This window comes from Paenibacillus sp. FSL W7-1279 (assembly GCF_037969845.1).
In the GTDB taxonomy this organism is placed as follows: Bacteria; Bacillota; Bacilli; order Paenibacillales; family Paenibacillaceae; genus Paenibacillus_AQ.
Window position 1 is genome coordinate 6,606,027 of the sequence record NZ_CP150215.1, and the last position, 13,853, is coordinate 6,619,879.

General features: G+C 39.8%; 10 protein-coding genes. 4 read left to right on the forward strand and 6 right to left on the reverse strand.

The window, feature by feature from the left end; genetic code table 11:
- Positions 1-10: 10 nt before the first annotated feature.
- The 5 genes from MKY82_RS30020 to MKY82_RS30040 all read right to left on the reverse strand — a co-directional run bounded on the left by MKY82_RS30020 (position 11) and on the right by MKY82_RS30040 (position 6,315).
- On the reverse strand, positions 11-1,684 hold the full coding sequence (locus MKY82_RS30020; protein WP_071220930.1) for an ATP-binding protein: 1,674 nt from the start codon (positions 1,682-1,684) through the stop codon (positions 11-13).
- 214 nt (positions 1,685-1,898) lie between these two features.
- Positions 1,899-4,067, reverse strand: coding sequence for a Mu transposase C-terminal domain-containing protein (locus MKY82_RS30025; RefSeq protein ID WP_339220073.1), 2,169 nt, complete (start codon positions 4,065-4,067; stop codon positions 1,899-1,901).
- A gap of 13 nt (positions 4,068-4,080) precedes the next feature.
- Complete coding sequence (locus MKY82_RS30030) at positions 4,081-4,890, reverse strand: heteromeric transposase endonuclease subunit TnsA (protein WP_063477430.1); 810 nt, start codon at positions 4,888-4,890, stop codon at positions 4,081-4,083.
- 291 nt (positions 4,891-5,181) lie between these two features.
- Complete coding sequence (locus MKY82_RS30035; RefSeq protein WP_063477431.1) at positions 5,182-5,976, reverse strand: hypothetical protein; 795 nt, start codon at positions 5,974-5,976, stop codon at positions 5,182-5,184.
- Between the two features lie 12 nt (positions 5,977-5,988).
- The gene (locus tag MKY82_RS30040) at positions 5,989-6,315 is read right to left on the reverse strand and encodes a hypothetical protein (RefSeq protein WP_063477432.1); all 327 of its coding nucleotides are present in this window, start codon (positions 6,313-6,315) and stop codon (positions 5,989-5,991) included.
- Positions 6,316-6,449: 134 nt separating this feature from the next.
- Between MKY82_RS30040 and MKY82_RS30045 the strand changes: the two genes are divergently transcribed.
- From MKY82_RS30045 to MKY82_RS30060, 4 genes are read left to right on the forward strand one after another with little or no spacing between them, the layout of a single operon-like run.
- Entirely contained in the window at positions 6,450-7,694 is a 1,245-nt protein-coding gene (locus MKY82_RS30045; RefSeq protein WP_063477433.1) for a hypothetical protein, read from the forward strand.
- Positions 7,687-8,349, forward strand: coding sequence for a hypothetical protein (locus tag MKY82_RS30050; RefSeq protein WP_063477434.1), 663 nt, complete (start codon positions 7,687-7,689; stop codon positions 8,347-8,349). The genes MKY82_RS30045 and MKY82_RS30050 overlap by 8 nt, the downstream gene beginning before the upstream one ends.
- A complete protein-coding gene (locus MKY82_RS30055; protein ID WP_063477435.1) occupies positions 8,330-11,182 on the forward strand; it encodes an AAA family ATPase in 2,853 nt (950 codons plus the stop codon). The genes MKY82_RS30050 and MKY82_RS30055 overlap by 20 nt, the downstream gene beginning before the upstream one ends.
- 24 nt (positions 11,183-11,206) lie before the next feature.
- A complete protein-coding gene (locus tag MKY82_RS30060) occupies positions 11,207-12,613 on the forward strand; it encodes a hypothetical protein (protein ID WP_143767935.1) in 1,407 nt (468 codons plus the stop codon).
- Positions 12,614-12,863: 250 nt separating this feature from the next.
- Here MKY82_RS30060 and MKY82_RS30065 read toward each other — a convergent pair whose 3' ends face one another.
- Positions 12,864-13,838 carry a glycosyltransferase family 2 protein gene (locus MKY82_RS30065; protein WP_071220932.1) on the reverse strand — a complete coding sequence of 325 codons (975 nt, stop codon included), beginning with the start codon at positions 13,836-13,838 and terminating at the stop codon, positions 12,864-12,866.
- Positions 13,839-13,853: the final 15 nt, after the last annotated feature.

The window sequence follows — 13,853 nt, forward strand, 5'->3', positions numbered from 1 at the left end:
GCACTCTCGATTACGAGACATCTTCATCTGGGAACAACACATCTTGAGATCCGGTATATCCAGCCTCGGTCAAGGATTTGTATAACTCTTCTGGCGTTGTCTTTCCCTTTTTGGGTACATGGTTTCGAATATCGTTCGGGTCAGCTTCGTCAAAGCCGCTTAAGATATGCTTAGCCACCTCCATCCGTAAAGCAGTAACATCTGCGTGCGGCTCATGATTTTTTATATAATGCAGAGCAATTTCCTCTGCTTGTTCAATTGTGGTACCTAAACTTACAGCCAGTTTGACCAGTTCCATGTATGTTTTACGGTCGTGGTCTATTTTTTCTGTCGGCATTTCTTTCTCTCGAAGATTACCGTGAATACTTACCTTTTCTTCTGATTGAGCGAGATAGTGAGAGAAGTCATTCCATTTCGGATACAAATCATCTATATCATATAAGGCTGATTTATTTTGAGTTTTTAATGCCTTGATCATCGGCTGAACCAATTGAAGGTGTTCGGAAACAACTTTCTTAAGCCTGGCAACTGTAATGCGTTCCTTTCCCCCCTCCGTTTCTCCAAGAGCGATAGCATCCCACTGGGCAAGCATATAGAGTTTTACCGCTATATCAATAATGCCTTGGGTTAACTCATAAATTGTTTTTTTCATCGGTTCCGTTAATTTTGTTGGGGTGGCCGTCCATTGGTATCTCCACAAACTGGATATGAAATAATCCCAGTCTTCACTATCCGACATGCGGTCAATAATCATATCTCCTTGTCCGCATCCCCTTCTTGCCTGACTAAATGATCCGCCGAACAACCGAAGTGCTTTGTAGGTACCAACGAGAACCACCGGAACACCTATCGTATTGATAAGTTGCGTAAAGAAATTCAGCATTTTCTCAGAACCGCCGCTCTTTGCTAGACTTAAGTTCTGAATCTCATCAATCACTAACGTCCCCAAGCAATGAAGGGAAGCGATGTGGGCCATTTGTGGGATTAATGTGTCCGTGGTCGAGCCATTCGTAACAATTTTTTTGAAATAAGAGGTACCCAGTACCGCATCAACGGCTTGAAAAAAGTTGATACAAAGTCCTTTGATCGAGCCATCATAGGGACAGTTTAATTTAAGCCACACCAACTGATCCAAAACGAGTGGTTGATTATGATAAGCCGTATGCTGAATTACTTGAGGATACAGGAGCAAATTAAGATCCACCGCCGTTGACTTCCCTTGGCCGCTAACACCAATGATATTAAATCCAGCTGCAGTTGATCGTATGCCTGCTGCGTTCTCGCCTTTCTCATTCACTCCTGCTTTCAGAATCTTATCGAATCCGACATGAAATTGTCTTGCATACTCCCTTTGCAGAGGATTACGTGCTACATAGCCATGCCGAATCATCCGTGAAAATCGCTGTTCTATGGACAAATGGATAGGGAGAATTTCCACATAATCACTTAGCTGTTGCACACAATGCAGCCTGAGCCTTCTACTGAGATCCCGCTGTGAGTGATCGTAATCAGGATAGTGGGGTATCGCATCCAGTAATTCATCTTCGTCCAAAATTCTAGGAAGTGATTCGATCATGGGATTTCCAATGTAACCCTTGATTACCTGATCGGAATGATACTGAGCCTCTATAACAACACCTTTCAAAATCGGATTGCGTGTGTACTGCTCAATGGTTTTAACCATTTAACCCCTCCTCTCTTTACTTTTATTCCATGAGAATAATTTCATTCGGTTTTACTGGATTAAGAGAAATCTATAGTCCATTAGTTATGTTTGTCTCAAGCTCTACAGCTAGATACAAATGCGGGTGATCAAAAACTTCCTGACTTTGATGCGTTAATTTTTATATCTTGTGAGGAACATTCCCATACCTTTCTCATTGTTTAGTATGGAGCTATTATTCGTTATCATTTTCATTTTTTCGCCTCTTCAATTTCTCGATTAGAGTTAAGCCTCGTACCTCTGTAAACATTTCGTCCTCTATTAATTCGTCGTTTATATTTATTTTTGGCACTTCATCAGAAACACCTAAACGATAAGCTTCCTTGGTTTGTATCTTCTTTCGGTCTGTCGCCCTATTTTCTTGAATATTCGATTTAAACTCTGCATTGCTGATACTTGCTTCACTTCGTGCTTGTTCCGTTAACGAGATTTCCTCCTGCTTGATTTGCTCAAATCTTTCATTCATCTTAAATTTGGCGTGATTTTGAGTGTCTTTATGATAAACGAGCGCAAGTTTCTCCTCCTGTTGTATCATCTTTATCTCCTCCAGACTCAGGTCCTTGAATCGATCCGATTTCTCCTGTAAACGGCAGGTGAAATAATGGAGACCATCTGGAGATTTCACATAAATCGAATTCATGCATCTTCTGTCATACGCTATCGTGACTGAACGGGAATCACCCTTTACAAACCACCCGACCTCCGTCAACTCGTCACATTTGTAATGAATTCCCTCAAAGGCTATACCTAGCCTTGTAGCTGTTACCTCTTTACAAGGAAGCAAATTTAATCGAATAATGTCTCTGGGAAATGCCTTAAGATGGCCTGACCGATTCTGTATCCCCCAATTCCATAAGTGAATCGGAACTGGCAGAATGGAATCAGGAATCATGCTGGTCTCAAGCGGATAATGCCTAATCGCTTTACTATTATTGTGATACATGATCAGTTCAATCATCAATTTAATAAAGCCCCGTAACGACAGCTTAGCATCGAGAATATAGTCTTTTCCGCCACGTTCCTTAAAGTCAGGCTTCACTGCTCCAGGAATCCATTGTTTAATCGTGGTATTCACCGTTTTAAAATTAGACTCTACTATTCCTTTCCAATCCGCCCGATACGGTGGTTCATTTTTGATTGTGACTCCAAGGCTTTCTGAAAGAGAATCTGCTTTTTTGCTTTCCATTTCACCTCGATCCCCCACAATGACTTCAGGCATATACTGACATGGCCACTGCTCATCGTTAATGTGGATATCGTATTCCGCACAAAAATCTACCTTATTCGTGGTCGCATTCTCGATAGCCATCATGGCACCCTGCCAAGATGGGCCTTCTAGTCCCACGTAGAATCCAACAATCATCCTGCTGAATACGTCTATAACAAGATAGATAACAGGTCTTCCGATAACCTTGGTTCGATTAGCATGGCTGACGAGATAGATGTCTCCTATCGTTGCATCAATCTCGAAAATACTGCCTGGTCCAACCGCTCTTCGTGTAGCATTACCAAGAACAGGTCTGAATTTTAATTGGTATTTCCGAACTCCCTCACGTGCCATTACAACCTTACGGTAGTCTTCCGTTTGTCTGTAAAAATACCGTAATTGATCAATCGTAGGGACTTTGTGACTGGGCAATGGAATCTCGTTTAGTTCTCCATTCACCATAACTTTTTCAAGAAAGTACGTGTGCCACATACGCTCGTGAACAAATTCCATACTATTTGCATCCGTTGTTTTATACCATTGGGCAAGGGCTGCTCCCAAGATCTTTCTCATTTCTTTTGTGATGATAACGCCTTGATATTCTGGAGATTCCGGATGCATTTGCGCGAGCAGACTTCGCTTACCGACCTTTTTTGTGAAAGTCTTCTTCTCCCCCTTCTTATTTGGCCGGCCACAATTAAAATAGTGCGCTACTAGTGCGTTTTTCATCTTTCCACCGGTCCAATAATATCGTATATACCGGTAAATTAAGGTCTTGCTTTTGCCTGTTTGTTGAGATCGTTCCCTTATCAGTTCCCCCCGGTGTGTCCGGTTATAGATAGCAGGTTCGTTATCCACCAAGTCTTTGATTAATTCCCACCTTTCTTCAATGCTAGAACTGTGTTCTTTTACATACTTCGAATGGGGATCCATAAGGTTTGCGAAGGGATCCACCTCAGCAATGGTATATAAACCTTTACTTAGAGCCTTTTCAATTTCGGTAAACTCCCTCTTTACCGGAATGGGTCTATCTTCAAAGATAGATATGGTATACAAAAACCGTCTATCCGGGGTGATATATAAAATTCGTTCTTGAGCCCTCTCACTTTGCAGGATGACATTCACTTGTATCTCCATTTGTCTCCTCCCACTATGCCCGCTTGATATCAATCGGATCCATCGCTGGTTGAATGATTCGATTCATATTTACAAGCCACCGTTTATTTGCAATAAGATGGCGGACAATAAACAAACTTGTACCTATAGGAAATCCAAATCTCAGATCACACTCTGCAGCGTATTTGGAACAAGACATACTCCTGCTCTGCAGCAAATTAAACAATTCGGGCTCAACGGAGTCGATGATGGATTCATTCAAATGACTCATCCCCTCCAACCCTCGTGCGGAGTGAACCCAGGACACATTTTTAACTAGATTGTATGAGATATCTTTATCTGTAATGAGTCTCCATTGAACCCCTTCATCTGCAAAAAAACGTCTTTCAATTTCAAATTTCTCTATGGTTCTAGGGGTTAGATTATCTCGCGGTTTGACCGTATGTGCCCAATATTCCAAACCGTGTTCGGTTTGAACCGTAAGCATAAAATCCGTGGTTATCACAATGGGTTCTTTTGTTTTCGGATCACAGGGATACCTAATTTTTAAAGTATCCGCAATAAACATCGTCTTTTCTTGGGGTAAAAGCGGAAATTGCTCCCGAATATCCACAATACGGGGGGACCACTCACACATATAAAAATAGGCTGTTTCAAGATGCTCCGATAACAAGTGATGGATTCTTCCCGTTTTCCAACCCTTTATGCGACTTACAACCCCTATGGATGGAACATCGTGAATCGTCAGCCAAGGTTTATACGTCGCTCCTTGCCCTTGTCCTCTTTTTTCCTTTATTCGTCTTGCAATGACGCTTCGTGTAGTGCTACGTTTTCGTTTCGCCATAATTGAGTTAACCTCCTTTATGATTAAGAAATGGAAAGGCAGCCTGCATGAGGTATGGTTGCATGAAGAGGTAGGTTGAACGAGTTGAATATTATTGTGGGGGATAGGATTTTTGATTCCTATTTGTAACAAAAAAGCGCACAACTTGAGATCTCGTTGTGCGCTCCTGCTGAATATTGCATCCATTATACCATATATTGTTTTTTTCATGACTTTACATCAGAATTACTTTAGTGCTAACCTGGCACTTAGTAGATTTGCACGCTATACATTCATATTCTGCTGGTTATACTAAAGGTTCATCAGATATTCGTGATAGTATTGATTTCGAAGTTCTTCTTTACGGGTCTGCATTAAGGTATATCTTAGATTCACATCAACAACCTTTCGATATGTATCCACGTCCGATTTTTTCAAGATCCCCCTACCTGTATAAAGCATTACTTTCTTCATGTCGACCCGACCAAATGTCATAAGGGCTTCGGTCCCTATATGTTGAAATACATCGACACCCAAAACCTCCCGTTTTGAAGGAACACATGCTACGGATCCGCACGAAAGTTTGAATCTCTGTAATGGCTTGATATCAATGACTAGGAGTCTTTTTAAATGCATCCATTCATTAGATAAAACCTCATATTTATCTTTTTCATGCGTCCAGGCCTTTACTTGATCATTAACGTCCATATTCCCTACCCATTCCCTATAACCATGTAACCTCGTAGGATCGATTCTCACGGTTTTATTTGGTGAAAAACGAATCGTGGGGCGTTTGGGAATCGTCCATGATTTCATGCTTTCTTGAAGATCTACTGGCAACGATTCCAAATCTATTTTTGTTACAACGGGAAGTACCCCAAGCTGTAGTAAGTGGTCTTTGAGCGCTTCGATATCATCCTCAAAAACACGGATGCCCTGAAAAAAGCCAACAACGCCTAGTTCTGTCCACTCTAGGCGTTTCTCTCCTGTGCTTGTTTGATATTCACGGATGTTTTCGCGTAAACAAGAAAGCTTCTTCTCACTCTCTATCATCCTGTGGTAATGACCCTTCGAAATGAAACTTTGAAAACGATCTACGTATTTCAAACGCAAGCCTCCTTAGTTTCTAGACGTTAACCGTTTCTTATCTTTCCGTGCTTCCTTCAGTTGTTGTATCTTTGTTTGATAACTTTCGATCTCCGGCATAACAATCCGTCTTGTCAGCATCAGGCAAGGTATATATTGTTCCTGACTAGGCAGCAGGATCATCAAACGTTCTTCCTCGTTCATGTACGCTGAAAGTGTCCAGTGGCTGGTTTTCGCAGCTTGTTCAAACCACTTCTCTTTGATCGCTAGTGAACATGTGTAATATTTTCCGTTAAACAGAACTCCATTTACAGTTACCTCGGCAAAACCTTCCAAACCCCTCACCTCTTGATTTTTCATATATTCACCTTTTTTTCCCATTTCATCGAAAGCTAAACTTGTACTTTTTGAAAAGTTGAAATCCAAAAAGTTTAGGGTTTTTAAGTTTGAATTTTTTCATCCGGGAAATAACTGATAGAAGAGGTGATAGAATCGTGGAAGAAGACATTGTAGAACAGGAACTCCCAGATCTGGGCTATGCGGAAGGCTTTGATTACTTATATCAACTACTGAGCCATTTAACGAGCTCCAAACAATGGTTCGGGCATAAGGTCTCCCTCATGGTTCGTTTATCACGAGAAACACAGCAAAGTCACGTTTCTCGGGCAGATATTGAGGCGATGTTCCCCCAATATACTGCAAAAGAACTTGATACCATTCTGAATAGCCTTATTGAGGGAACATGGTTAGTTCGACAAGAAGGTACACTCCAATATTCACTATCCAAAAGTGGTTTGTTGTTTCTACGTTTCCTCCCATTTCTTTATCGGGGCGATGAAATGGATGAAATGTCCTTCCAGCTTGCAGTAACCGAAATTTTAAAGGTTGCTGATCTGATGGGCTTAAGTTTATCGTCCATGGAGCTGTTGCGGGATCAAATCTTGTACTCGGTAAGACGTCACATTTCGGAACTCGCCAATGCGTTAGTATCCAGAAATGATGAGCGAATACGAAAACTTATCCACAAAATCAGTGAATTTGTCGGAAATATTGATGAATTAATTAAACGCATGTCGGACATCACGAATTACAAGATTTCAAAGGGATTAGAACTTACAGAAGCAGATAAGCACGGCATCGAAATACTCCTCACCTTCCATCAACGAGTCATGAGTTTATATGATGAGCGTAAACAATACTATCTTGATCATCAAGTACTGGGCTCTGCACCATTCACCAAAAGTGATATTGACCGTTTATTGTCAGGCTCTTCTTTCTATCAAATGACCGCGTGGATTGATAAAGGGGTTTTTACACCCTCTGGCTCTTCTTGGTTCGACGAAAACAATTTAATTGAATCCTTGCAATTATTTCTACAGCAAAGAAAACATAGCCGTGGAAGAAGAATAAGCCGAAAAGTAAGTGGAGGGGAAGAAATGCTGGAGAACATGTTTATCGAATCTCCTTATTCCGAAAAATTGACCACCGCATTAATTGAGGAATTTAAAGTCAAGGAGTCCCTGACTTTGGAACAATTTCTTCAGCCTTTATCGGAAAAGGTTGAAGGTTTCATGTATCTGGCTGCACTCTGCGCAATGGAAAATCAGAAGTTTCTTTGGAGAGATTCCCCATTTATAGGGTACACGTTAGATACGAAAATGCATAGTCTGACCCTTCAAGAACACCTTTTTCATCAGCTTTCAGATGCTCTCATTGAAAGGATGGGTACACATGTTTAACTTAAACCAATGGATGGATTATAGCCCGGAAGAAGTTTGTGCGATGCTAACCATCAAAGCATGTCCTAAGCATCTAATTCCTCGACTCGAGTTTGATGATACTTTTCGTACAGATGTAACGAATCGACTTCGAGAGGTTGGATACGAGTTTGTCGATGATCCGATTTCCCAGCATTTTGATGCACGTTTATCTCAGGATATTCGTCACCTCGAGCCTTTTACCGAGGGTCCATTTCCACCTAATGAGGGGCAGTCGGTTGTTGGAAAGGCATTACTTGTGATTCTTTGGTGCAATCTCATTTTGCCCAAATATGATCATTCGCTAAAAAAACAAATGGATGAGGATCCCCATGTAACCGAAGAACAACTATTTGAAAATTTTAAATCACAGCTTGGCTCCATGCAGAACTTGAGGAAAAATTTAACCGTGCTGAAGCAACAAGGTTTTATACTAGGGGTTCGCGGTACAACCTCTATGATCGCGGGCCCCCGCTTATCCACAGCTGTGGATAATTCAAAACTTTATGAACAGGTCCGAAAGCATGTCATTGATCTTCTTATCAATGAAACTGATGCATTGAAAGAAGAAACGTCACTTGCGTTTACGGAAATAACGAAAGAAGGTGGGGATACATATGAAGAGAATTATGGATAAAAAGTATTTGCCGATTCGTTTTCTGAATCTGGAAATGGAAGGCTTTTCCTACTTCCCGCGTCAAGAAATCCCATTAGACGCACAAATCATTGGGTTAATTGGTAATAATGGTGCCGGCAAAACGACCATCCTGAATATGATCCGAGTACTCATTGGGTCAAGAAAATTCGATAATAACCAATCTCTTCAAACATTCTTTGAACGGGATGATGTCGATGAAATCTATATTGTCGGACGTTTCGTGAATACCATTCATCCCACTTACGGAAAACGTCCATTTGAAGCTATTGGTAAAAGGCAAGACACCGTTTCTATTGTTTGTAGAATCAAACGCGATCCATGCAAACGTGAATACTGCGTTTTTGATGGCTATTTTGATTTAGATCTTGATTTAAAGGCCTACATCCGCTGGTTGAATATGGAGCAATATGCTCGGCAAATGCAAGAGATCGGTCTAACCAGATCCCTCATCAATGCTTGTAGTTTAGACCAAGGTAAAACGGAAGATATTATGGATCTCAATGAAGAAAAATTGGCTGACTATATTTTGCAGATTTGTGGAGAACAAGAGAGATTGGACCGCTTTAACCAGATTAAAGCGGATATTAAAACGTTAAAAGAACAGTATTTTCATATTAATCTACAGAAACAACAGCAAGAACTTACATTGAGGGAAATTGAAAACAACATCAGCCTCTGCAAGCGGATACTCGAACTCGAGCATGAGATAAAAGCTCTTCAATTGGAACTTCCGCTTTCAGAATATGCACACTTAATGAATGTATATGAGGAGTTCAACCAAGAAATAGTAGATCTTTTACAAAAAGAACATGAATTAATTTCAAAAATAGAGACAAATGCTCAATTGCTTGCCGATCATACGCAGCAATTATCCAAAACCAAGATAAACATCATAGAATTAAATGGATCCATGAGAGAGCTTTCGGAAAAACGAACATCGACAGCGGTTGAAATATCCAATCATGAACGTAATGCTGCAGAACTAAGCACGTTCATCGAGACGTATCATCCCCTTCCTGTTCAAGACATAGCTCAACTATCTGAGGGAAAACATCAATTGAATCAAAGCTATAAAGACCAATTAACCATAACAACAAATTTGAAGAATCAGCTACATCAGCTTGAACATAAAATTGCTCGCATGGAAACATCAAAGAAAAGTGAATTTCCTGCCGGCGTTATACAATTAAAAAAATGGCTGGAATCTAAAGCCATTGATCATTTATTAATTGCCGATTGTATCGACATCCCCGATCCGTCTTGGCAAGAAGCTATAGAAGCTATGTTAGGAACGGAACGATTTACGATCGTTGTAAGTCCTGAAGACATGGTCCAAGTCATGAAAGAAGCACAAGCAATTAAGTATCCTTTCTGGGTATCACCCTATAAACCTGCGTATTTACAGCTTAAAAAACAAGCCGTTCTGAACAAAATCCTTCTTAAAGACGAACGAATAGCTGGTTATTTACAGCGATTTGAAAATGTAATGATTGCCCATAATCTTGAAGAAGCATGGGCCTGGGTTCGTAAAGGTAATAGTGCTTTATTAAATTCACCGTCTCCCTATTATGTTGTTGAACGTGGCGGACGTTCTATTGGTGCAAAAGGTCTTTATTGTGGTCAGTCTGCTTTTCAAGCCCAGCTTAAGGCAGACAAGAAACATGCACTCGAACAAAAATCCCTACTAATTCAATCAGAAGAGCAAGAAGTTCTCTTATTGGAACAGCTGAACGCAATAATAGAAGAAATTAAGACCCAGGAGCAAATTCTTCTATTACCTAGTAAAAAAGATACTCTCGCTCACACCTACATGATCCTTCAGCAACTTCAACATGAGATGGATACCCTGACGAAATCGAGAGATGAATGTACGAATTCTCTATTAGAACTTGTCACCCTTCAAAATCAACTTAGTAATCAAGCTGGCGTACTAACTGAAAAATTGAACGGTTATCGTGGTGAATTATCTATCGTTGAAGTGAGCATTCGGGATAAGAAATCGCAGAAAATCAACATCGAAGCCCAAGCCGATGAAATTCGGAGTCAATTTACCGAAGAACAACGAGTGGCATTAGCTGTTGCCGATAAATTGGCCACACTAGAGAAACCGGAGCAATACCGAAAGAGTATAGAAATGAAGGAATCCGCTGTCGAGATATTGCGGAATAATATATCAGGAGGAGCCGTCCGACCGGGAGAAGAAATAGCTACAGTCAAATTAGAGCAGTCGTATGAAAAACACCGCATGCTTCTGGATCAACATCAAGAGGAGATTCAAAAAATTCAAGATGATTTGGACAAACTTGAAAAGAAGCGTGTTGAAGCTAAAAACGAGTACCGAATTATGGTTGATGAGGTATTTCAAAAAGTACGGAAATCACTCGAGGAAATGGCAGCGCGGGGTAATTTCGAAGCCTCATTAAGAGCTGTTTATTTGGAGGATGAGCGTTGGAAGGTTGATTATCGTCTAGGCTTTAATGGGAAACCGGCAAAAAGTTACCGGGATAAAAGTGCACTTAGCGGTGGACAAAAAGTCATTGCTTCATTACTTCTAACCTTCGCTGCGATTAAAGCAGATGGCGTACTCAGCTTTATGTTATTGGATGAACCGTTTGCCCATTTGGATGAAGAGCGTATTGCCTTAGCCGGCCAGTTTCTAAGTAATTCCGAGGCTCAAATCATTATAGGGATGCCCTATTCTGAAAACATCAAATTGATGATGCCATGGATGAATATGTTACTTAATTTCCGACCTAAAAAGAGGAATGAAACAGTAGCGCCTCCGATTACTTACGGAAAAATTCGTCCGTAGATTTAATTACATAAGGGGAAACCAATGATGACCTGTGGCACAACCAAACATTCTTTCAAAACAATTACGATGTGGACTCCAGTTGAATTCGAAAACGAAAACTATACAAGTAGGAAAATAAAAGTCTCTACCTGCAGACATTGTGGCTTTACTCGTCAAACTCCCATATCTGAACGGATCAGATATGGAGCCGGTGAACCCCCTTATGATCTAGATAATGTTCTAGAGGGAGAGATGCTAGAGTTGACTCGCTCCCTCCTCTTAGATCTAATCAAATCAAAGACTCGCAAGCGATGGGAAAATTGGAAAGCACACTGGTTAACTCATGTTGAATATCAACTATTTGACGAATCCGTAATGAGATTATTTAACTGGGGCTTGCTAGTCATGCACGAGAAAAAGCTCCACAATCGTATCCAGACCTGGGATCCCAAGTTCGTATCTGCTAATCTTGGAATGTTTGAATCTGATATTGCTCGCCTCATGGAAATGAATTTCGACACGAATACAGCCGAACTCGATTCACTCACGATGGCGTTCCAGGACCTTAAGCCATTGACCGAAAACGAACATCTCATAAAAAAGGTCATTCAATTCGTAAAAATAAAGAGAGATTCATCTACCATACACATGATACGACTGCTATTTGCTCTTTTTGACCACAATCAGAAGCAAAAAACCATGAGTTGGAAAATGTTCTCGCAACAGTATTTTTATTCGACAAAAGCCCTTTCAGAAGGGGATAAGCATCGCTTACGAAAATTACTTGGAAAAAAACTATCCGACTTTGGTATTCACTCCAATAAGTCACGAATTTGGATAACCGGTCCTTTTTCATGGGAACTAAATGGCTATACGAACTATGGGCTTGCATTTCATGGAAGTTTATCTTTAACTCGGAGTATGATTCATAAAATGCGGATAATATCCTGGGACTCCCCCCATCTTCTCATTATTGAAAACAAAGATTTGTTCGATTCACTAGTTGATAGTCAGTGGTTAGACCCATGTAAATGGTCTCTCCTTTACAGTAAAGGCTTTATATCTTCTGAAGAAATTGAGCTTATTTCCTATGCCTCAACATTTAATCTAGTGTCTATTACCATATGGCCAGACTTTGACCCTTTTGGGTTGTCCATTGCCATTAATATAAAGGAAAAATTAATGGGGAAAGCCTTGAATATCCCCGTTAAGATATTTGGATTCACCAAAGAATGGGGCGAAAGGTTTCCTGGCACCAGCCCCTTAACTAAAAGTGATTTGAATGAAATTTATCGGTTGATGACTTATCCTATTCCCCATGCATGTATAGAGGCTCTACATTTGATGAAAAGTACAAATCGGAAAGGTGAGCAAGAGTTATGTTTTGATTTCTTTACAGAATCTGATTTTGAGCGCCATTTATCTCAAGATGTTGTACAACTGATCTAAACCAGTGTTCGATTCTAATGTGCCTATGATAAAACAATGACCGCTATAGGTCAGTTAATTGCCACAACGAAAAAGATGTTTCCTCTTAAGGACATGTGAGGGCCAAGTGCCGTTTATTAAGGCGATAAGTTATAGTCGAAACTTGGCGTCATTGATACTAGAATTTTTTTATTGAAGGGGATATCACATTATGAGCACAAACAGTCAGTTACTCCTTTTATCGAGCTTTTGTAAATATTTCACTGGCCCATCAAACACTAAAATATTCAAAAACATTATATAAACTTCCTTTTGTGGGATCCTCTAACCATTCTTCATGCTTATGTTTGATTCTATCAGTCATAAATGGAGATTCCTTCAATAAACTCCAACTTTCTTTATATAATTCAATTAAGTATTTTAATTGTTGTGATGGGTTTTCAAAATTTTCTGCTGATTTTCTGTACAAATCAATAATTGTTACACTATATCGTTGAGCTGTTGCAAACCCAAGATCATGCCAGCCCAAATTATTGTAGAATTCAAGTCTATCTCGAAGAGCTAAGAGAATATCGAATCTTTTCATACTGAATTTATTGTTCATAATACTAGTTGGTGTTTTTCTGTAAAAGTACAACCTATCGTTAATAACGGCCATGGATTTGGCATTGTATAAGATCCTATGAATTGCAGCTTCATCTTCATGAATTAATCCTACTGGAAATGTAACATCATTAAAAAGTGAACGTTCAAAAATCTTTGCCCACGCCATTGGCCGGGTTTTTCCCTTACCAATAAGACCCCAATGCATTGCTTTTCCTTCATAAACGATTAATTCCGGTGGCGCGGTACTATATGAAAATAAATTATTTTTATCTTCAAAACGTAAATAGTAACATTGGACAAGGTTGAATTTGTTTTCTTTACAGTTATTATAAAGTACTTCTACTAGATTTTCTGCAACAATATCGTCCGAATCAACGAAAATTATATACTTACCAGAAGCCATTTTTAATCCATAATTCCGTGTATCAGATAGTCCGCTATTCAATTTATGATAAACACGAACTCGAGTATCTAGTTTTTTTATTGAATCACAAATTGCTCCACTTCCATCTGTTGATCCATCATTAACCAAGATAACCTCTATATTTTCATAGCTTTGTTTCAATATTGAATCTACACAATCCTGGAGCCAGTTCAACGTGTTATATACTGGAATAATTATACTGATTTTATGATTCATATAACCCTCACTTTC